This window comes from Nocardia sp. NPDC050412 (assembly GCF_044458825.1).
Taxonomy (GTDB): Bacteria; Actinomycetota; Actinomycetes; order Mycobacteriales; family Mycobacteriaceae; genus Nocardia.
Genome location: NZ_JBITIJ010000004.1, coordinates 72,449 through 91,492, shown reverse-complemented (window position 1 = coordinate 91,492; position 19,044 = coordinate 72,449). Strand labels below are relative to the sequence as shown.

Genomic DNA, 19,044 nt, shown 5'->3' with positions numbered 1-19,044 from the left:
GCATTGGTGGCCGGTGCGATTCGCGTCGGCCACCGATCCGATCGGGGGTGGACATGACGGGATCGGCGCTCGGTCGCGCCCAGGTGGCGGCCGACCTCGGACGGCTGGACGAAGCGCGCCGGATCATCGGTGCGGCCTTGGTGGTCCAACCCGACGACCCGATGCTGCTGGAACGCATGGCCGACATCGCCTATCGGCTCGATCAGACCGACGAGGCGCTGCGCTATGCGACCGCGGCTATCGCCGCCGATCCAGCGCGCTTCGACGCGTATCTGACCGCGGCCCTGGCCTATGATGCCTACACCATGCGTGAGGAAGCGCAACGGCACGCCCGCATGGCGACCCGGTTGGCGCCGGACAATGTTGCCGCCCTGCTGGTGCTGGCTCGGGTCATCGCCAATGCGGCGACCTCCGATAAACCGCGAGCCGAAGCCCGCGACGCTCTCGAACGGGCAACGCAACTCGCCCCCGCGCATGCGGGTACACACGCCCATGCGGCGGAAACTTATCGGCGACTGCATGATTCGGATGCGGCGCGCCGCCACGTCGAGGCCGGTCTCGCCGAGGATCCGGTACATGCCGAACTGCTGCAGACCCGGGCGCGGCTGGACTTCGAGAACATCGCGACCAGGGATAAGGCCGTCGCGACGCTGCGTGGGCTGCTCGGGTCGAATCCGGGCAATGCGGGCGCACGTCGGCTGCTCGCCGAAATCATGTGGCGAGCGCTGATAAGACTGGCCGCTTGGGTGTGGTTCTTCGCGGCGGCCGTGGTTTCCCTATCGATGTGGATTCCCACCGGTGGTATGCGTGTCCTGACACCCGTGCTTTTCGTGGGTGTGCTCGGTGCGTGGTTCGGCGTGTTCCGGAAGCTGGGTCGCCAATTGCCGCGAGAATATATGCGCAAGCGGCTGCTGCGTCGTCCGGAAGCGTTGCTGGCGTTGGTGATCGGGCTGCTGTCGAGTTTCGTCACGGATATCGGTGCGCTGGTATTGCGATCGGATTGGTCGGCCGAGGAGGTGCGTGGCGGGTACATCGTTGTGCTGGTGGGGGTCGTGGGTGCCGCGCTGGCGCATCTGCTGCTGTTCGGCGCGTGGGTCGTGCGGCGCGACGGCGAGTCGGATCGCGGTGCCGGGGAGGAATTCGCGCTGCTGAGCGTGATCATCGTGATCGGTGGCGGGCTGCTACTCGTGGGAATGCTTGCCGCGCTGCGGCATTGGGCTCGTCAGCCCGCGGCGTTCGGGGTATTCGTCGCGATCGTCGGCATTGTGGTTGTGACGTTGCTGCTCGAGATTCTGCTGGTGCAGGCGCTGGAGTACCGGTGGCGGATGTTCGACGCGTACGTCGGGGGCGTGTTGTTGGTCGCGGTATTGACGGCGCTCGCGATCGGGTGGGGTTTGCAGCAGACCGCGACGCAGATTTTCCACAGCGATGAGCGGACTTCGGTGCCGACCGCCCCGAAATCACCGTCGCCCGCGCCAACCTTCCACTTCACACCGCCGCCCCTTCCGACGTTCCATTTCACGCCGCCGGTGCTGCCGACACCCACGGGTTAGCTCAGTCGCTGTGGGCGCGGTTCGCCGCCTCGACGATCGAGGGCAGCAGGCCGGGCAGGGCATGGTCGAGATCCTCGGAGCGCAGGCGCTGGCAGGTCTGCCCGTCGATAATCAATCGCTCGATGACACCGGCTTCGCGCAGAATCTTGAAGTGGTGGGTGGCGGTCGACTTGTTGATCACCTCGTAGAGCGCACCGCAGCGCACGGCGGTGCCCGCATTGCTCAGCCGTCGCACCATTTCCAGCCGTACCGGATCCTGCAATGCGCCGAGCACGGCGGGTAACGAGGCGACCGGCGCCGTCTCGGTGGCCGATTCCTTGGTTTCGGTCATGATCTACCTCACAGTGGTTTGATGGCTATCGTACCGGCTGTATCGTCTATTGAAGTTCGATCATCATCAAACTTACCTGATCGGGGTTCCGATGACAGCGACAATGACGGTGGCGGCCGACCAGCAGACCTCACAGCGTTGGGCATACGCGCTGATATTGGCGGCGAGCGGGGTGGCGCTCGGCGTGTCCGGTGTACCCGCGCCGCTGTATGGCATGTACCAGAAGGAATGGCATTTCACGCCGCTGACGACGACCTTCGTCTTCGCGGTGTACGCATTGGCGGCGTTGGCCGCGGTGCTGGTCTCGGGGCGAATCTCCGATGTGGTCGGTCGCAAGCCGGTGCTGCTCGGCGCGATCGTCACCATGATCATCGGGCTTGTGGTGTTCCTGTTGGCCGACAATGTCGCGATGTTGCTGGTGGCGCGGGCGCTGCACGGATTGGCGGTCGGCTCGACGGTCGTGGCCGGTGCCGCCGCGCTGCTGGATCTGCGGCCGAAGCACGGTGCGCGGTCCGGTCAGCTCAGCGGCGTCGCCTTCAATGTCGGTATGGCCGTGGCGATTCTGGGTTCGGCATTGCTGGCGCAGTACGCACCGCATCCGCTGCGCATGCCGTACGTCGTCATCACGGTGGTGTGCCTGCTCATCGGCGTCGGTGTCATCGCGTTGCGGGAACCGCATACCGCTCGCATCGCCGGGCGCATCACGATCGCGAAGCCGGCTGTGCCGCAGGAGATTCGCGGTGACTTCTGGTTCTCGGCGCTGGGCGTGATGGCGGCTTGGTCGGTGCTCGGTGTGCTGCTGTCGCTGTATCCGTCGCTCGCCTCGGCTGAGACCGGCATCCACAATCTGGTCTTCGGTGGCGCGGTCGTCGCGTCGACCGCCATCGCCGGTGCCACGGCTCAGCTGTTCGCGACCGGAATTCCGGCGCGGCGCGCGGCAATCGGCGGCGACACCGGCATGGCGGTGGCACTGGTGCTCACGGTGCCCGCATTGCACACCGGCAACTGGGTCGTGGTGCTGCTGGCCGGAGTGTTGCTCGGCGCGACCTTCGGACTCGGGTTCGGTGGTTCGCTGCGGCATCTGTCCGAGGTTGTGCCGCAACACAAGCGCGGCGAGACCATGTCGGCGTACTACCTGCTCGCTTATTCGGCCATGGCGTTGCCGACCATTCTCGCCGGATGGGCGGCCACCGAATGGGGGCTGAGCGAGGTGTTCCCGTGGTTCGTCGGTGCGGTCGCGTTCGCGTGCCTGGTCGCGGCGGGGTTGGGGTTGCGTCGGAATCAGGAAGCGAAAACGCAAGGAGCGCAGGGGTAGCCGATTCGGCGCTACTCGTCTGGCCGGTTCGACCAACAGCTGATCCCAGGCCGCGCGTGACCGATCTGCCGTGACCGCCGGATCGGTCAGCCAGCCGCGCACCAAGAATGCATTCGAAAAGGTAAGGGGCGCAGAGTAGCTGATCTGGCCGGGTAGTCGGTGAGCGACGATCCGGCTACCATGCGGTGATGCGATGGGGGCGGTTGGGCGACCGACTACACCGCGCGGCACTGTTGCTCGCGGTGTTGGGTGCGGTTGTCGGTGGATTGGTGATTGCCGGGCTGACCTGGTGGTTGTTGTGGTGGCTGCTGGGTGCGAAGTCCGAGACCCCGAATCAGTTGGATCTCACCAAGATCGCGCTATCGGTGGCGGCTGGTGTTGGTGGCGCGGTCGCATTGGTGGTGGCATACCGGCGGCAGCGGGATCTGGAGCGGGGGCGGTTCGCGGAGTTGTTCGGAGCGGCGGCGCGGCAGTTGGGGGATGCCGATGTGGCGGTGCGGATCGCCGGGGTTTATGCGATGGCGGGGGTGGCCGATGAGTTTTCCGCGCGGAGTCGAAGACAGCAGTGCATAGATGTGCTGTGCGGATATCTGCAGCTGCCGTACGAACCGGTCGATGGCGCGAATCATCTTGTCTCGCGGGCCGAATCGGCGGACGAAGCCGGGATCAAGGTCGAGCGGGTCTACCAGTTCCGGCAGAACGATCGGGAGGTGCGTCGCGCCATCGTCCGCGTGATCGCCCAACACCTGAGACCGTCTGCGGACATCCTGTGGTCGGCGTGCAACCTGACCTTCAACGGCGCGGTGCTGGAGAGAGTCGATTTCCGGGACGCGGTGTTCTCGGGGCGGCATACGTCGTTCGCCGGGGCGACCTTCATCGGGCCGACGACGTTCGAACGCGTGCGTTTCGACGGCCACCATGTCACCTTCCGCGGTGCGACGTTCCGGGACGGCCCTGCGCTGTTCGACCACGCGAAGTTCGATACCAGCCGCATCGAAAAGCGCGAACAGGCAGGTAACGGCACCACCTTCGCCGATGTCACATTCGAAGGTTCGGTGTCGTTCGAGAGCGCTTGCTTCCAAGGCCCGCGCACCAACTGCAGCGGCGCCCGCTTCCTCGGCACGCGAACCTCGTTCCAGGACGCGAAGTTCCGGGCGGAGCTGACCTCGTTCGAGCGTGCCGCCTTCGATGGTGACCACATCGCCTTCGATCGCGCCGAATTCGTGAGTGCCCGTGTCACATTCAGAGGCGCGCAGTTCTACGCCACGCTCACGGCCTTCGACGAGGCCAGAGTAGGTGCGTCGAATCGACTACGAAACAGAGGCACCCGCGAAACGGACTTCGCGCGGGCCGAGTTCCACGGTGGCGTCAGGTTCCTGCGGACAGTGCTCGGCGGGCGCATAGTCGATTTCACCGAAGGCGACTTCTTCGGCGACATCTCCTTTATCGGCACCCGTTTCGCCGCCCAGGAAATCCACTTCGATCGCCCGAAGGCCTGGGTGGGCAACCACTTCGATTGGGATGACGCGCCGACCCGCAAACCGAGCAGCGTCAAACCCAATCCCTGGCCGCCGACCGCCGCGGTGTGACGCTCAGCCGACCCGCGCGAACAGGCCAGTGGGGTTCACGAACCAACCGTCGGGGCAGCTGCGGTTGGCGGCTGCCCCGACGGTGTGCACTACGTCGGCCAACCGCCGTACGGTACGGTGATCAGCTCCAAGAAGTGGCCGTTGGGGTCGACGAAGTAGACGCCGCGACCGCCATCATTGTGGTTGATCTCGTTGACGCCCTGTTGGCGCGGGTCGGCCCAGTGCTCCAGTTTGTAGCGCTGGATCTTGGCGTAAGCCGCATCGAACTCGGCCTCGGAGATCAGGAATGCGTAATGCTGGGGCTGGATTTCGGAGATGTGTTCCGGCACGTTCGCGAAGTCGAAGGTGACTCCATTACCCGTGGGAAGTGGGATGAACGGGCCCCACTCTTTTCCTAGTTCCAAACCCAGGATGTCCGACCAGAATTCGGCGGACACCCGATTGTCGCGACATCCGACAATGGTGTGATTGAACTGTACTGACAGGGGATTTCTCCTTGTGTCGTGACGGTCCCGACCCCGGGCTCGGTACAAGGCGGCCTACGGGAGCACCGTCACGGGCGTCGAGGTTAGCGAATCACTACCCACCGTGCCACCCTGAGTGATCGGCACCATGTTTCCTCGACCGCGTGTCCGGCTGTGACCCGCTTCTCTGTCTGTGACGCTGCGCGGTAGCGTCGTGGAATGAAGATTCGAGGGGCGGTCCTGGAGCGGATCGCAGCGCCCACGCCGTTCGCCGAGTCGGCGCCGATCACCGTCTGTGAGCTGGATCTGGGGGAGCCGGGTCCGGGTGAGCTGCTGGTGCGGATCGAGGCCGCCGGGCTGTGTCATTCCGACCTGTCGGTGGTGGACGGAAACCGGGTGCGACCGGTGCCGATGCTGCTCGGCCACGAGGCCGCGGGCATCGTCGAAGCGATCGGTCCCGGTGGCAGTGATCTCGCGGTGGGACAGCGCGTGGTGATGACCTTTCTGCCGCGCTGTGGGGAGTGTGCGGGCTGTGCCAGTGACGGCCGCACGCCGTGTGGGCCGGGCAGTGTTTCCAATAATGCGGGTGAGCTATTGAACGGTGGGCGGCGGCTACACCGTGAGGGCGCGGAGGTGCACCATCACCTCGGCGTGTCCGCCTTCGCGACGTACGCCGTCGTCGATCGCCGATCGGTGGTTCCGGTCGATGCCGATGTGCCGCCGGAGGTTGCGGCGGTACTGGGCTGCGCGGTGCTCACCGGTGGTGGTGCGCTGCTCAACTCCGCGAAACCCGGTGTGGCAGATCGGATCATGGTGGTTGGGCTCGGCGGCGTCGGCATGGCGGCGGTGCTCGTCGCGGTGTCGCTCGGTGCGCATGAGGTGATCGCCGTCGATACCGTGCCGGAAAAGCTTGCTCTCGCAAAGGAACTCGGCGCGAGCGCCGCGTATACACCGACCGAACTCGCGGACCAGGGCATCCAGGCGGATGTCGTGGTCGAGGCCGCGGGCAATGTCCGCGCCTTCGAAACCGCTGTTGCCGCAACAGGTCCCGGCGGTGCGACCGTCACCGTCGGACTGCCTGCCCCCGATGCCCGCGCGAGCATTTCGCCCCTCGCGTTGGTCGCGCAAGGCCGCACTATCATCGGCAGCTACCTCGGTTCGGCGGTGCCCTCCCGCGATATCCCGGAGTACGTTCGCATGTGGCGCGAGGGTCGGTTGCCTGTCGAGAAGCTGGTTTCCTCGCACGTCGGATTGGACGAAGTCAACCGCGCCATGGACGAACTCGCTGCCGGGCATGCGCTGCGGCAGGTCATTGTGTTCGATTAGCGCGGCGGTTCTCCGGCCTGCGCGGTTGTCGCGTGTGCTCGCGTGACGCTGCTCCGGCGCGGTCGCAGGACATCGCGGAAGTCGGCAGCGGTGGGACCGGGCAGGTCTGGCTCGCTCAGGACACCGTCGCCGAGCGTTCCCTCGCCAGCCTCGGACGACCCATGTGTGAGGGGATCTGTCATCGCGGGCCGCCTACCGCGCGCCGCCGGTCTGGTCATCCGCGGCGGCCGCTCTCAGGTACCCGTTCCAGGGCGTTCGTCGAGGGCGTCGACGAATCGTCCGAGCAGGCGGGCGAATTCGGTGCGCTCACGGTCGGTCCAGTCCGCCATGGCGGCCGCCATCGCGCTGCGGCGGCCGTCGCGCGCTGCGGTGACGACGGCGCGTCCGGCGGGGGTCAGTCGCAGGACGGCTCGCCTGCCGTCCTGCTGATCCGCCACCCGCTCCAGGTGGCCGGATGAAACTGCCTGGGCGACAAGGCGACTCGCGCGTGGCTGATCGACGCCCAAGGCCGGGCCCAGGGTCCCGACGGTGTCCGCATTCGCACCGGCCACCGCGTCCAGCACTCGGAACACCGCGATCGGCACCGGCGAATCCTTGCCCAGTGCCCCGCGGGTCTGCCGCCGCCGAATCCGCACCATCGCTGTCTCGACGGCCGCGGTGACCGAATCGTGCTCTTCCATCCGGCCTACTTTCATGTCATATTACATGTAGTTGTAATTTTACATGCTTTGGAGGAATGATGGCAGCACAGCGTCCGATCGGCTACTGGCTCAAGGAACTCGACCGCCGGATCGACGCCCGCTTCGAGGACGATCTGGCCGCGTCCGGTCTGACTCGCCGCCACTGGCAGATCCTCAACTCACTCGCCGAAGGCCCCCGCTCGGCCACCGATGTGCGCGACGGCCTCGCCCCGTTCTGGAACGACCCTTCGGAGTGGGGCGTCCAACTCGCGCAACTGGTGGATCGCGGCGACATCACCGACGATTCGGGGACCCTCGCCCTCACCGAGCCGGGCCGCATCTCCCACCACCAGGCCTACGCCCTGATCGGCAAGCGCCGTCGCGCCATGCTCGACGGAATCACCGACGACCAGTACGTAGCGACCGTTCGCCTGCTGGAGAAGATGGCCGAGAACATGGCCGGCGGGTGAGCTGCGTGTCGCCGATCACCAGAGGTCAGCGGACCGGGAGGGGAGCGGGGTCGATAGGCTGGCGGAGTCGTTGGTGGAATTAGGAGGTGCGGTGACCATTCGGGTCGGAGTGCTCGGTGCGCGGGGGAAAGTCGGTCAGGCGATCTGTGCGGCGGTGCGGGCGGCCGACGATCTGGAGTTGGTCGCGACCGTCGACAAGGACGATTCGCTCGAGTCGTTCACCGAGTCGGGCACCCAGGTGGTCGTCGACTTCACCAATCCCGATGTGGTGATGGGGAATCTGAAGTTCCTGGTGGAGCGCGGAATTCACGCTGTCGTCGGGACCACCGGATTCGATGAGGCCCGCCTGGACGAGGTGCGCGGTTGGTTGGCCGGCCGGCCGGAGACCGGCGTGCTGATTGCTCCGAACTTCGCGATCGGCGCGGTGCTGTCCATGCGATTCGCCGAGCAGGCGGCGCGGTTTTTCGATTCTGTCGAGGTCATCGAGCTGCATCATCCGAACAAGGTCGATGCGCCCTCGGGCACCGCATATCGCACCGCGGGGCTGATCGCCGCCGCGCGGGACAAGGCCGGAGTCGGCCGCAGCCCCGATGCCACCACCCAGGAACTCGAGGGCGCCCGCGGCGCCGATGTCGACGGCGTGCGGGTGCATTCGGTGCGCCTGGCCGGACTCGTCGCACATCAGGAGGTGCTCTTCGGCACCCAGGGTGAAACCCTCACCATTCGGCACGATTCCATCGACCGCTCCTCCTTCGCCCCCGGTGTACTGCTCGGCGTCCGCGAGATCGCGAACCGCCCCGGCCTGACCGTCGGGCTCGACCCGTTCCTGGATCTGTGACAAAGGAACCGGTCCAGCCCGAAGACCAGGGCTCGGACACCGAGGCACCCGGCAGCGACGTCCGCAAGGTCGTCGCATTCATCGCGGCCCTGGTCGTGGTGCTCGGCTTCTACTTCCTGCTGCTCGGCCGCATCGCACTCAGCCTCATAGGTTCCGGTGACCTCGCCGCCGTCGTCATCGGCATCGGCGTCCTCATCCTGCCGCTGCTCGGCGTCTGGATCGTCGTAGCCACCCTCCGTGCCGCGCTGGCCCACCAACACCTTGCCCGCCGCATCCACAACGAGGGCCTGGAACTCGACACCTCGAACCTCCCCCGCCGTCCCTCCGGCCGCGTCGAACGCGCCGCCGCAGACGAACTCTTCAACAAGGTCAAACAGGAATGGGAGGCGGATCCAGACAACTGGCGCGTCTCCTACCGCCTAGCCCGCGCCTACGACTACGCCGGCGACCGCACCCGAGCTCGCGAAACCATGCGCCGCGCAGTAGCCCTGGAAAAACTAGACCCAAACCCCTAACCCCCTCGCCCTCACTGCGGGCACCCGATACTGTCCTCGGGGAACAGCCCCTCCGAGAACAGCCGGAGCAAAAGACCCCCAATACAGAACAGTCCCCGGTAGTCTCCATCGAATCCATGAGTCTCAGTCGTCGCTGACAACTCCGATATTCGACTGGCTTGCCGGGGGCCTGGCCAGATCCTTGAAATCCCTCCGATGTCTTTGGACGTCTCCGTCGACATCTTCGGTACTTTCCGGTTTTCTGGTGTAAACCTTTATTTTCCTCCTATTTTGTCGCTAGTCAATAGCCGGGGCCCCTTAGATCCGCTCGAGTTCGTGGGCGGCAGTACGCTGCTCGATGTGCCTCGGCTGCTGATCATTCATCACACTCCGTCACCGCATATGCAGGCCATGTTCGAGGCGGTTGTCTCGGGGGCGACGGATCCGGAGATCGAAGGTGTGCAGGTCGAGCGGAGGGCGGCTCTGGCGGTTACCGCGAGCGATGTGCTATCAGCTGATGGTTATCTGCTCGGTAGCCCGGCGAATCTCGGCTATATGTCCGGTGCGCTCAAGCACGCGTTCGACACGTTCTATTACCCGTGCCTCGACTCGACGCGCGGTCGGCCGTTCGGCTTCTATCTGCACGGCAATGAGGGCACCGAGGGGGCCGAGCGTGGTGTGCGAAGCGTGACCACCGGACTCGGCTGGGAGCAGGTTGCCGCGCCGGTCATCGTGATGGGAGCGCCAGGTAAAGCGGAGATCCAGCAGTGCTGGGAACTCGGCGCGACTGTCGCGGCGCAGCTCATGGGATAGTGCGCCGTCCCCCGAATTTTGGTGTCTGACTGGTATACGGCGGATCCGGGCATACTACGAGGTGACGTTGTAGCGGAGGGGATGTGGACGAGTTTGCTCGGGAACGGAGTGTCGAGGTGATGTGGGCCGAAGGGGGCGAAACAGCACCGCGTCGGATCGGGCTGGTCGAAGACCACGAATCGGTGGCGATCGGGCTTGCCGCGATGCTGGCGCCGGAACCTGATCTGGATCTGGTGCTGACCGCGGGGACCGTGCCGGAATTGCTTGCGGCGGCGGCGAATAGCGCACCGCTGGATCTGGTCGTTCTCGATTTGCGACTGGCCGACGGATCCTCGCCCGAAGACAATGTGCGCGCGCTGCGCAACCGCGGCGTCGAGGTCCTCGTATTCACCGGCGCGGATAACGCGTTCCTGGTGCGCGCGGCAGCGAAGGCCGGGGTGCTCGGCGTGGTGCGCAAATCCGAGGATGTGCCGACGGTGGTCGCGGCGGTGCGCCGCGCGGCATCGGGTGAGCAGGTGGTGACCACCGACTGGGCCGCCGCCATCGACGGCGATCCGCAACTGTCCGACGTCGGTCTGAGCCCGCGGCAGGAAGAGGTGCTAACCCTCTACGCCTCCGGGGAGAAGGCCTCCCGTGTCGCGCGATTGACGGGACTGTCCGAACAGACCGTCAACGACTATCTGGGGCGCATCCGGCAGAAGTACGCCGATGCGGGTCGTCCGGCTCCCACCAAAACCGACCTCTACAAGCGGGCGGTAGAGGACGGGTGGCTACCGGTTCCCGAGCGGCATCCGCGCGCATGAGCGAGCGACAATGACCACAGCCGCAATCGCGGGCATAACGAAGCCGAGCGCCAGCGAGGCGCAGGTATGACCGCGTCCAGCGCGCTGGACACCTCTACAACCACTGCGAGCTCCGTCGACCTGTTTCGGGCGAGCCGATGGCGCCGTGGGCGGACCGCGGTGTCCAGGGAGAAGATTGTCGAAGCGGCCTCGGATCGCATCCTGCGCCGCATGGGTCTGGCCGTCGGCATCGCCGGTGTGATCGTCGCGATCGTCGAGCTACCCGATATTGCCGACCAAGCCAAATTCGTCTCCGGTCCGTGGGCGAGCCTGGTGGTCGGCGTGGCGCTCGGCTGGTTCCCGGTGCTCGTGGTCGTCTCGTTCACCATGGGCCGCAGGGCGATTCGCGTGGTGGCCGGGGCGGCCGCGGTGAGTTATCTTGCGGCGCTTGCGACCATACCGTTCATCTATGCCGTGCCATTGACGGATACCACTTCGGTGTGGATGTATCGGGTGCTCGCGCTCGGCGTGCTGGCGGCCGTATTGGCCTGGCGTCCGGCGCTGGCCACCGGCTATCTCGTGGTCGCCGCGGCAACTGCGGCAGTGGGGAACCGGTATGCGGTGCCCAGCACGACGATCTGGTCCCTCATCGGCGATTTCGCCAGGGCCGCGGGCCTGTGCGCACTATTCCTGTGGTGCTGCATCTTCGCGCTCGCGGCGGCCGCGCGGGTGGACCGGGAATCGGTGATCGCGAGCCGGCGCGCAGCCGCCGTGGCCGGTGCCGCGGCCCGGGATCGTGAGCGCGCCCGCTTCGCCGCATTGATCCATGACGCGGTGCTGTCGACCCTGCTCGACGCTTCGCGCGCTGGTGCCGAATCGCCGGTGCTGCGCAGTCAGGCCGAACGCACGCTGGAACAACTCGACGAATGTCGCGGCACCAATACCGAACCCGACCGACTGGACGCGCAATCGGCGATCGGCTTCCTGCGCTCGGCGATCTACGCGGTGAATCCGGGCATCCGATTCACCGCGCGCCGCTGGGCCGGACTCGATGACCTGCGCCTGCCCGTGCATGCGGCGGGCACCATCGCCGCCGCCCTGGCCGAGGCGGCGCGAAATAGTCTGCGCCACGCCACCGTTGCGGGCCGTACCGTCCAGCGCACCGTCACAGTGACGATCAGTGCGGGTGGTATCCGTGTCGTATTCCGCGATGACGGCGCGGGATTCGATCTGGACCGGGTGCCCGCCGATCGGCTCGGCGTCTCGGTCAGTATCCTCGGCCGGATGCGTCAGCTGGCCGGTGGCGCCGGCTTCGTGGAATCCCAACCGGGAGAGGGGACCACGGTGACCCTGGTCTGGGGTGGCGATGGCTGAGATCGAGAACGAATTCGGCCTGCGCGATCTGCTCGGGCTGCGGGACCGCTCGGCCTGGCTCTTCCTGGTCATCTTCGAGGCCACGATCCTGCTGTACATGGTGCGCAACTTCGCCGAGTCCCCGCTGCTTCTGGCCGCGACCGCGCTGGTGTTGGTAGCCGGTGCCGGAGTGGTGGTCCTGGTGATTCCGGTCGATCCGCTGCCGCTGCCCGCTGCCATCGCGGTTGCCGCGGCCGGGCCGATCGCGGCGGCGATGACCACCGTGAGTATCGACCACGGCCTGTCCAAGCAGGTCTGGACCGCATTCGCGTCGTCCTATGTACTCGCGGTACTGGTGGTGCGCGGGCGATTGGGAGTGGCGTGGTGCGGTGTCGCGGGCATCGCGGCGGTGATCGCGGTGGTCGGTGCGACGAACGGTCTGCGGGTGGTGGTCGGATCCGTCGTGCCGATCGCCACGGTGGCGGGGGTCTCCATCGGTGCGGCGGTCATGCGGCCGATGCAGCGCTCGCTGCGGCTGCTGCGCGAGGAGGCGACCATGCGCGCGGCCGCCGAGGCGACCATGGCCGCGCAGAACGGCGAGCGGGATCGGCAACTGGCCCGGCTCGACAAGGTGGCCCGGCCGATTCTGGAACGCATTGCCGAAGGTGCTGAACTCACCGCGGGCGAACGCGAAGAGTGCAGGCTGCTGGAGGCCGAACTCCGGGACGGTCTGCGCGCACCACAATTGGTGACCGACGGGTTGAGCAGCGCCGCCCGCGGTGCGCGCTCGCGCGGGGTCGAGGTGGTGCTACTCGACGACGGCGGATTCGCCGGTGTGCCGAAATGGGTGCGCCAGCAGGTGATCGAATCGGCGACCAGGGAATTGGATGCGGCCAATGCGGGTTCGGTGACCGTGCGGGTACTGCCGATGGGCCGACGGGTGCTGGCGACAGTTCTCGCGAACGCACCCGACCGGGATCGGCGGACCGAGATCGACACCGCGGGCGAGGTCTCGGTCTCGACGTAACCTGTCGGGCCGTGGCGCGCAAGTCAGCAAAGTGCACGCCCGCTCCGGCAGGCAGATGACTCTCCGAATCTGTCGTACCCCCATGGCATTGTCGTGATCATGCGGACGATGAGTGCGGTCGCGGCGCGTCGGACGGCGCTGGCCGCGCAGGGTTTCGGGCGGCGCAAACCGGCCGCGCCGACCCGGCGGACGATCCTGGACGTGCTCGGCAGAACCCAATTACTGCAGCTGGATTCGGTATCGGCGGTGGTGCGCGCGCACTACGCGCCGGTCTTCAGCCGGATCGGCGGTTACGACCGGACCGTGCTGGACGAAGCCGTCTGGAGCAACGGTGTGCGACGCCCGCGGCGACTGGTCGAATACTGGGCGCACGAGGCCGCGCTGATCCCGGTCGAGGACTGGCCGCTCATGCGCTGGCGGATGCGGAAATACGAACACGGGCGCTGGAACGGCATGCGCCGGGCGATCGAACGCAACCCTACCCTCGGCAAGGACATTCTCGACGTCATCACCGAGGTCGGCGCCGCTACCGCCGGTGAGGTGGAACGCCACCTCGAGCTGGACAAGCCGCGCCCGAAGGGGTCGTGGTGGAATCTCAGCGATACCAAGATGGTCTGCGAGGCGCTCTTCGCGGCGGGTGCGCTGTCGGTCGACAAGCGAGTCGGGTTCACCCGTCATTACGACCTGGCCGAGCGAGTGATCCCGCCGGAGATCTTGGCGCGCAACGTATCCGAGACCGAGGCAGTGCGGGAATTGGTGCGGCGCGCGGGCAACGCCCTCGGCGTCGCAACCGAGACCGACCTACGCGACTACTACCGCCTGCACCGCTCCCAAACCGAACCGGCCATCGCGGAGTTGGTCGATGCCGGGGAACTGGAACCGGTCGAGGTGTCGGGCTGGGGTAAACCCGCCTACCTGCGCGCCGGTGCCTCGACCCCGCGCCGGATCGAGGGTGCGGCCTTGCTCTGCCCGTTCGATCCGCTCATCTTCTTCCGAACACGCACCGAGCGGATCTTCGACTTCCACTACCGGATCGAGATCTACACGCCGGAACCCAAACGGGTGCACGGGTACTACGTATTCCCGTTCCTCCTGGACGGAGAACTCGTGGGACGCGTCGACCTGCGCGTCGAACGCGCGTCCGGACGGCTGCTGGTGCCCGGTGCGTTCGCCGAGCCGGGGCACCGTACGCCGGAAACCGCTGCGGCACTGACGGATGCCCTCCGCGAGATGGCGGACTGGCTCGAATTGGACGAGGTAGTCATCGGCGACCGCGGCGATCTAGCGCCGCTACTGTGAACTTCTCGCTACCTTTCGGATGTGTGCTCGTTGCGGCGCAGGTCGCGTCCCTTCAAACGTCGCGCTTGGGGCCTCCGTATCCGCGCATCTGATCGCGCACTGCGCCGCTGACGGCATTCGAGAGCCAGGAGTTCAACGAGACTCCGCTGGCGGCGGCGGCTTCCTCCGCCTTGGCCTTCAATTGCTCGACCATCCGGAGCGTGACTCGGCTGATATCGCCGGTCATCTCCTCGATCGTCGGATGCTCGCTTTCCGTCGCCGGATTCTTGCGGACGTCCACGGTGGCGTCGGTGCCATTCACCGAGACGTGAACTGTTCGGTCGCCGAGCTCTGTGCTGACCTCCGCGGCGAGGTCCGATAACGCCGCGAGCAGCGCCAATCGCGCCGAACTCTCGGTTGCGGCCGCCAGAGCGGCGGCGGTGGCCTGGGTCTTTTCGTCACCGAGTGCGGCGGCTGCGATCAGGTCCTCGCGTAGCCGGGCGGTGTATTTATTCAAATCCATGACATCAGTGTGACGCCATTCATGGCGTCATTCAAGGACGGATTTGACATCATGGCCGGATACTGGGAGGTGAATCACTGGCCGTGGCAGCCCGTTCGGCGATGAGGGTGTCGAGGCTGTTCCCGGGAGCGGGTAGCCTTTCTGACCATGACGAACGGTGAATCGACGCCTACACCGCGGTGTGAGCCTCAGGCCTGGAGGCGGCAGCATGCGTAACCACGTAGGGCCGGCGAGCACCGCAAATCCAACACAGCTGCGTGCGTCCGGCACGGTAGGTGTCGCGATGGTGACCCCCTTCGGTGCCGACGGCAAGCTCAATGTCGACGCCGGGGTCGCGCTCGCCGCCCGCCTGGTTGACCGCGGCGTCGATTTGCTGGCGATTTCCGGTACCACCGGGGAATCGCCGACCACCACCGAATCGGAGAAGGCGGATCTGCTGCGCGCCGTTGTCGATGCCGTCGGCGCACGTGCCACCGTGATCGCGGGCGCGGGCACCTATGACACCGCGCATTCGATCGAACTCGCCCGCAATGCCCAGCGTGCGGGCGCGCACGGCCTGCTCGTGGTGACGCCGTACTACTCCCGGCCCACCCAGGACGGCCTGATCGCGCATTTCACCGCCGTCGCGGACGCCACCGACCTGCCGGTGACCCTCTACGACATTCCGCCGCGCTCGGTGGTTCCCATTGCCAGCGACACCATTCGCAGACTTGCCGAACATCCGCGCATCGTCGCGGTCAAGGATGCCAAGGGCGATCTGAACGCGGGTGCGGATCTCATCGCGAATACCGATCTGGATTTCTACTCCGGTGACGATGCGCTGAACCTGCCGTGGCTGTCGGTCGGCGCGACCGGATTCATCAGTGTCATCGGACATCTCGTGCCCGAGCGGCTGCGTGCCCTGCTCGACGCCTATACCGCCGGTGACGTGGTGCGCGCCCGCGAGATCAATGCGGGCCTGCTGCCGTTGAATGCCGCGATGTCGCGACTGGGCGGCGTCGCGATGAGCAAGGGCGGGCTGCGTCTGCTCGGTGTGGATGCCGGTGAACCGCGCCTGCCGCAATTGATGCCGACCAATGAACAACTCGATGTCCTCGCCGCCGACCTCCGGCTGGCAGGGGTGCTTTCATGAGGAGTGAGCGAATCAGAATCACCACATTGTCAGACATGATCGAACCGACCAGTAGTGAGGTGCAGTCATGACTGAAGCCGCAGGCCGCCGCCCCCGCCGGACTGCGAGCCGTCCCGCGGGCGCACCCGAACCCCCCGCGCAGCGTCCACCCGCCAGCATCGAACGGTCCGAGCAGGCAGCGCAATCCGATGTCGGCGACCTATCGCAGTCCGACACCGCGCCCAGACGGACCGCGCCGCAGCAGAGCCCCGCGAAAGAGGCCGCGCCGAAGGCCCCGGCGGAGCAGCCCCGCAGACCCGCGCGCGGCCGTCAGCCGCGCGGACGCGGACGCGGTGAGCAACCTGCGCCAGCCCCCGTCGAGCGGGCAGCAGCCGACCGCCTGGGTACCCCGCCGAAGCTGCCCAAGAACGGTCTGCGCGTCTTCGCCCTCGGTGGCATCGGCGAAATCGGTCGCAATATGACCGTTTTCGAATACGGCGGCAAACTGCTCATCGTCGACTGCGGCGTGCTGTTCCCGGAGGATCAGCAGCCCGGCGTCGACCTGATCCTGCCCGATTTCCGGCCCATCGAGGACCGGATGGACGATGTCGAAGCCATCGTGCTCACCCACGGCCACGAGGATCACATCGGCGCGGTGCCGTTCCTGCTGCGCCTGCGCGCCGATATCCCGGTCATCGGTTCGAAATTCACTCTCGCCCTGGTGGCCGCGAAATGCCGCGAGCACCGGCAGCGTCCCAAGCTCGTCGAGGTGATCGAGGGCCAGCACACCACGCACGGCCCGTTCGGCTGCGAGTACTTCGCGGTCAACCACTCGATTCCCGACGCCGTTGCCGTTGCCATCCGCACGCCCGCCGGCGTCGTGCTGCACACCGGCGACATCAAACTCGATCAGCTGCCCCTGGACGGTCGCCTCACCGACCTGGCCGGATTCTCCCGCCTCGGTGACGAGGGCGTCGATCTGTTCCTGGTGGACTCCACCAATGCCGAGGTGCCGGGTTTCGTCACGCCGGAACGTGAAATCGGCGGCGTACTGGATACGGTGATCGGCAAGGCCAGGCATCGGGTGATCGTCGCGTCGTTCGCCAGCCATGTGCATCGCATTCAGCAGGTTGTCGATGTCGCGCAGAAGTACGGGCGCCGAGTGTGTTTCGTCGGTCGCTCGATGGTGCGCAATATGGAGATCGCGCAGGAATTGGGCTATCTGACGGTGCCCGACGGTGTGGTCGTCGATCTCGATGTCGCTGCCACCCTGCCGGGCGATCGGCTGGTCCTCATCTCGACCGGCTCGCAGGGCGAACCACTTTCGGCGCTGTCGCGGATGGCGCGCGGTGAACACCGCCAGATCAATATTCGCGCCGACGATCTGGTGGTGCTGGCCTCCTCGCTGATCCCGGGCAACGAGAATTCGGTATTCGCGGTGGTCAACGGTCTGTCGCGACTCGGCGCCACGGTCATCACCCAGCAGAACGCGAAGGTGCACGTTTCCGGGCACGCGTCCGCTGGTGAATTGCTCTACCTGTACAACGCGGTGCGGCCCACCAACGCCATGCCGGTGCACGGCGAATGGCGGCATCTGCGCGCCAATGCCGCGCTGGCCGTGGCGACCGGTGTGGCCGAGGAACGGGTGGTGCTCGCCGAGGACGGCGTCGTGGTGGACCTGGTCGACGGGATCGCCTCGATCGTCGGGCGCGTGCCGGTCGGACACGTCTACGTCGACGGACTTTCGGTCGGCGATGTCGGTGAATCGACGCTCTCGGATCGCCTGGTTCTCGGTGAGGGTGGGTTCATCTCGATCACCCTCGCGGTCGACTCGACCACGGGTAAAGCGGTGAGCACGCCCGAGGTGAGTGGGCGCGGATTCTCCGACGATCCGACCGCACTAGTTGATGCCGCCGAACTCGTCGAGATCGAACTGCTGCGGCTGGCCGGTGAGGGCGTTACCGAAACCCACCGCATCGCACAGAGTGTGCGGCGGGTGGTCGGCCGCTGGGTGGCCGAGACCTACCGCCGCCGTCCGATGATCGTGCCGACGGTCATCGGCGTCTGACACCTACCCGAAGCCGCCGGAAGCTGTTGCTATCCGGCGGTTTTCGCGTGGCACGGCACTCCTGCTGGCATGCCGCCGAGTCCAGCTCGGCGGATTTGAGCTCTTCGGCGGTCGGCTCGGTCGGATTCGGCGGAGTGGTCGAGGTCGGCGCGCCGCCCTCCCGGCCCCCTGGTGCACCTATCGGATTGGGGACTGCCGCGCCGACATCGCATCCGATATGTTCGGCAGATGAGCATGGCGCAACGGGAACGTCGGGCACTGGTGGACACGATGTCCGCGGCGGGGCCGGACGCGCCCACGCTGTGCGGCGCCTGGACGGTGCGAGATCTGGCCGCGCACTTGGTAGTTCGGGAACGCCGCCCGGACGCGTCCCCCGGCATCATGCTGAAACCGTTCGCCGGATATCTGGAGTCGGTGCAGGCCAAGGCGGCGCGGCGACCCTTTACGGAACTGCTGGCGGATGTGCGCTCCGGCCCGCCGTGGTGGTCTCCGCTCAAACCGCTCGATGCCGTCGTCAATCTGACCGAAATGTTCGTCCATCACGAGGATGTGCGTCGCGGCGCACCCGGCTGGGAGCCGCGTGATCTGCCCGCCGCGGATGAGGACAAGCTGTGGTCGGGGCTGCGGCGCATGGGGCGGATGGCCTACCGCAAAGCACAGGTCACCGTCGAACTGGCCACCCCAGAGGGCAGGCGGGCCGTGGTGCATACGAAGTCCGGAACGGCGCAGGTGACGCTGACCGGCAAGCCCTCCGAACTGCTGCTGCACGCCTTCGGTCGAGATGAGGTCCGGATCGAAACCGAAGGTGATTCCGCCGATGTGCGCGCTGTCCTGGAGCTGGATCGGTCAGTGTAACCCTGTTCGTGGGTGCGGTTGCTCGGTCGACACGCCAAACAGGATGGCTGATTCGCGACGACTGATCTCGTGCGGACATGGGTAACTCGTCGGGCACGTCCAAAAGCCGCCTAGCACTTCACATGCGGTCCGGTACGAGAGTGCCGAGGTACTCACGACCGGCAAAAGGTTCGG

General features: G+C 66.5%; 19 protein-coding genes. 15 read left to right on the top strand and 4 right to left on the bottom strand.

Going from position 1 to position 19,044, the window contains the following annotated elements; all coding sequences use genetic code 11:
• The first annotated feature begins 53 nt into the window (after positions 1 to 53).
• Positions 54 to 1,553: a tetratricopeptide repeat protein gene (locus ACIBI6_RS11905; protein ID WP_396956052.1), complete on the top strand. Its 1,500-nt coding sequence runs from the start codon at positions 54 to 56 to the stop codon at positions 1,551 to 1,553.
• Position 1,554: 1 nt separating this feature from the next.
• On the opposite strand, the gene ACIBI6_RS11900 is transcribed toward ACIBI6_RS11905, so the two are convergent.
• Positions 1,555 to 1,884 carry a helix-turn-helix domain-containing protein gene (locus ACIBI6_RS11900; RefSeq protein WP_364341509.1) on the bottom strand — a complete coding sequence of 110 codons (330 nt, stop codon included), beginning with the start codon at positions 1,882 to 1,884 and terminating at the stop codon, positions 1,555 to 1,557.
• Between the two features lie 79 nt (positions 1,885 to 1,963).
• Here ACIBI6_RS11900 and ACIBI6_RS11895 point away from each other — a divergent pair, with 79 nt between their 5' ends.
• A complete protein-coding gene (locus tag ACIBI6_RS11895; RefSeq protein ID WP_364342012.1) occupies positions 1,964 to 3,199 on the top strand; it encodes an MFS transporter in 1,236 nt (411 codons plus the stop codon).
• A 188-nt stretch (positions 3,200 to 3,387) separates the two neighbouring features.
• Positions 3,388 to 4,788: a pentapeptide repeat-containing protein gene (locus ACIBI6_RS11890; protein ID WP_396956051.1), complete on the top strand. Its 1,401-nt coding sequence runs from the start codon at positions 3,388 to 3,390 to the stop codon at positions 4,786 to 4,788.
• An 89-nt stretch (positions 4,789 to 4,877) separates the two neighbouring features.
• Here the strand turns inward: ACIBI6_RS11890 and ACIBI6_RS11885 are convergent, their stop codons facing one another.
• The gene (locus ACIBI6_RS11885) at positions 4,878 to 5,273 is read right to left on the bottom strand and encodes a VOC family protein (protein WP_364342010.1); all 396 of its coding nucleotides are present in this window, start codon (positions 5,271 to 5,273) and stop codon (positions 4,878 to 4,880) included.
• Between the two features lie 198 nt (positions 5,274 to 5,471).
• Between ACIBI6_RS11885 and ACIBI6_RS11880 the strand changes: the two genes are divergently transcribed.
• Positions 5,472 to 6,578 (top strand): alcohol dehydrogenase catalytic domain-containing protein, encoded by a 1,107-nt coding sequence (locus tag ACIBI6_RS11880; RefSeq protein WP_396956050.1) that lies wholly within the window; start codon positions 5,472 to 5,474, stop codon positions 6,576 to 6,578.
• Positions 6,579 to 6,811: 233 nt separating this feature from the next.
• Here the strand turns inward: ACIBI6_RS11880 and ACIBI6_RS11875 are convergent, their stop codons facing one another.
• Complete coding sequence (locus tag ACIBI6_RS11875) at positions 6,812 to 7,258, bottom strand: MarR family winged helix-turn-helix transcriptional regulator (protein WP_396956049.1); 447 nt, start codon at positions 7,256 to 7,258, stop codon at positions 6,812 to 6,814.
• Between the two features lie 59 nt (positions 7,259 to 7,317).
• Here ACIBI6_RS11875 and ACIBI6_RS11870 point away from each other — a divergent pair, with 59 nt between their 5' ends.
• From ACIBI6_RS11870 to ACIBI6_RS11835, 8 genes are all read left to right on the top strand, one after another.
• Positions 7,318 to 7,728, top strand: coding sequence for a MarR family winged helix-turn-helix transcriptional regulator (locus ACIBI6_RS11870; protein ID WP_396956048.1), 411 nt, complete (start codon positions 7,318 to 7,320; stop codon positions 7,726 to 7,728).
• Between the two features lie 91 nt (positions 7,729 to 7,819).
• Entirely contained in the window at positions 7,820 to 8,566 is a 747-nt protein-coding gene (gene dapB, locus ACIBI6_RS11865; RefSeq protein WP_364341499.1) for a 4-hydroxy-tetrahydrodipicolinate reductase, read from the top strand.
• Positions 8,563 to 9,081, top strand: coding sequence for a hypothetical protein (locus ACIBI6_RS11860; RefSeq protein WP_396956046.1), 519 nt, complete (start codon positions 8,563 to 8,565; stop codon positions 9,079 to 9,081). Before dapB ends, ACIBI6_RS11860 begins: the two co-directional genes overlap by 4 nt.
• Positions 9,082 to 9,420: 339 nt before the next feature.
• Positions 9,421 to 9,873, top strand: coding sequence for an NAD(P)H-dependent oxidoreductase (locus tag ACIBI6_RS11855; protein ID WP_364342006.1), 453 nt, complete (start codon positions 9,421 to 9,423; stop codon positions 9,871 to 9,873).
• A 119-nt stretch (positions 9,874 to 9,992) separates the two neighbouring features.
• Positions 9,993 to 10,676, top strand: coding sequence for a response regulator (locus tag ACIBI6_RS11850; protein ID WP_396956479.1), 684 nt, complete (start codon positions 9,993 to 9,995; stop codon positions 10,674 to 10,676).
• Between the two features lie 66 nt (positions 10,677 to 10,742).
• Positions 10,743 to 12,029, top strand: a complete 1,287-nt coding sequence (locus tag ACIBI6_RS11845) for an ATP-binding protein (RefSeq protein WP_396956045.1) — start codon at positions 10,743 to 10,745, stop codon at positions 12,027 to 12,029.
• Positions 12,022 to 13,035: a hypothetical protein gene (locus ACIBI6_RS11840; protein WP_364341495.1), complete on the top strand. Its 1,014-nt coding sequence runs from the start codon at positions 12,022 to 12,024 to the stop codon at positions 13,033 to 13,035. Before ACIBI6_RS11845 ends, ACIBI6_RS11840 begins: the two co-directional genes overlap by 8 nt.
• A 99-nt stretch (positions 13,036 to 13,134) precedes the next feature.
• Entirely contained in the window at positions 13,135 to 14,334 is a 1,200-nt protein-coding gene (locus ACIBI6_RS11835; RefSeq protein WP_396956044.1) for a winged helix-turn-helix domain-containing protein, read from the top strand.
• Between the two features lie 52 nt (positions 14,335 to 14,386).
• On the opposite strand, the gene ACIBI6_RS11830 is transcribed toward ACIBI6_RS11835, so the two are convergent.
• Positions 14,387 to 14,836 (bottom strand): toxin-antitoxin system HicB family antitoxin, encoded by a 450-nt coding sequence (locus tag ACIBI6_RS11830; protein ID WP_364341491.1) that lies wholly within the window; start codon positions 14,834 to 14,836, stop codon positions 14,387 to 14,389.
• A 208-nt stretch (positions 14,837 to 15,044) separates the two neighbouring features.
• Between ACIBI6_RS11830 and dapA the strand changes: the two genes are divergently transcribed.
• From dapA to ACIBI6_RS11815, 3 genes are all read left to right on the top strand, one after another.
• The gene (dapA, locus tag ACIBI6_RS11825) at positions 15,045 to 15,968 is read left to right on the top strand and encodes a 4-hydroxy-tetrahydrodipicolinate synthase (RefSeq protein WP_364341489.1); all 924 of its coding nucleotides are present in this window, start codon (positions 15,045 to 15,047) and stop codon (positions 15,966 to 15,968) included.
• 67 nt (positions 15,969 to 16,035) lie between these two features.
• Complete coding sequence (locus ACIBI6_RS11820; RefSeq protein WP_396956043.1) at positions 16,036 to 18,015, top strand: RNase J family beta-CASP ribonuclease; 1,980 nt, start codon at positions 16,036 to 16,038, stop codon at positions 18,013 to 18,015.
• A 228-nt stretch (positions 18,016 to 18,243) separates the two neighbouring features.
• Positions 18,244 to 18,870 carry a TIGR03085 family metal-binding protein gene (locus tag ACIBI6_RS11815; RefSeq protein WP_364341485.1) on the top strand — a complete coding sequence of 209 codons (627 nt, stop codon included), beginning with the start codon at positions 18,244 to 18,246 and terminating at the stop codon, positions 18,868 to 18,870.
• Positions 18,871 to 19,044 lie beyond the last annotated feature (174 nt).

What these genes read in the sequence shown, in the direction of transcription:
- ACIBI6_RS11905 (WP_396956052.1), top strand. Translation starts at nt 54, where the DNA reads ATGACGGGATCGGCGCTCGGTCGCGCCCAGGTGGCGGCCGACCTCGGA.
- ACIBI6_RS11900 (WP_364341509.1), bottom strand. Translation starts at nt 1,884, where the DNA reads ATGACCGAAACCAAGGAATCGGCCACCGAGACGGCGCCGGTCGCCTCG.
- ACIBI6_RS11890 (WP_396956051.1), top strand. Translation starts at nt 3,388, where the DNA reads ATGCGATGGGGGCGGTTGGGCGACCGACTACACCGCGCGGCACTGTTG.
- ACIBI6_RS11880 (WP_396956050.1), top strand. Translation starts at nt 5,472, where the DNA reads ATGAAGATTCGAGGGGCGGTCCTGGAGCGGATCGCAGCGCCCACGCCG.
- ACIBI6_RS11875 (WP_396956049.1), bottom strand. Translation starts at nt 7,258, where the DNA reads ATGGAAGAGCACGATTCGGTCACCGCGGCCGTCGAGACAGCGATGGTG.
- ACIBI6_RS11870 (WP_396956048.1), top strand. Translation starts at nt 7,318, where the DNA reads ATGGCAGCACAGCGTCCGATCGGCTACTGGCTCAAGGAACTCGACCGC.
- ACIBI6_RS11850 (WP_396956479.1), top strand. Translation starts at nt 9,993, where the DNA reads ATGTGGGCCGAAGGGGGCGAAACAGCACCGCGTCGGATCGGGCTGGTC.
- ACIBI6_RS11845 (WP_396956045.1), top strand. Translation starts at nt 10,743, where the DNA reads ATGACCGCGTCCAGCGCGCTGGACACCTCTACAACCACTGCGAGCTCC.
- ACIBI6_RS11840 (WP_364341495.1), top strand. Translation starts at nt 12,022, where the DNA reads ATGGCTGAGATCGAGAACGAATTCGGCCTGCGCGATCTGCTCGGGCTG.
- ACIBI6_RS11835 (WP_396956044.1), top strand. Translation starts at nt 13,135, where the DNA reads ATGCGGACGATGAGTGCGGTCGCGGCGCGTCGGACGGCGCTGGCCGCG.
- ACIBI6_RS11830 (WP_364341491.1), bottom strand. Translation starts at nt 14,836, where the DNA reads ATGGATTTGAATAAATACACCGCCCGGCTACGCGAGGACCTGATCGCA.
- dapA (WP_364341489.1), top strand. Translation starts at nt 15,045, where the DNA reads ATGCGTAACCACGTAGGGCCGGCGAGCACCGCAAATCCAACACAGCTG.
- ACIBI6_RS11820 (WP_396956043.1), top strand. Translation starts at nt 16,036, where the DNA reads ATGACTGAAGCCGCAGGCCGCCGCCCCCGCCGGACTGCGAGCCGTCCC.
- ACIBI6_RS11815 (WP_364341485.1), top strand. Translation starts at nt 18,244, where the DNA reads ATGAGCATGGCGCAACGGGAACGTCGGGCACTGGTGGACACGATGTCC.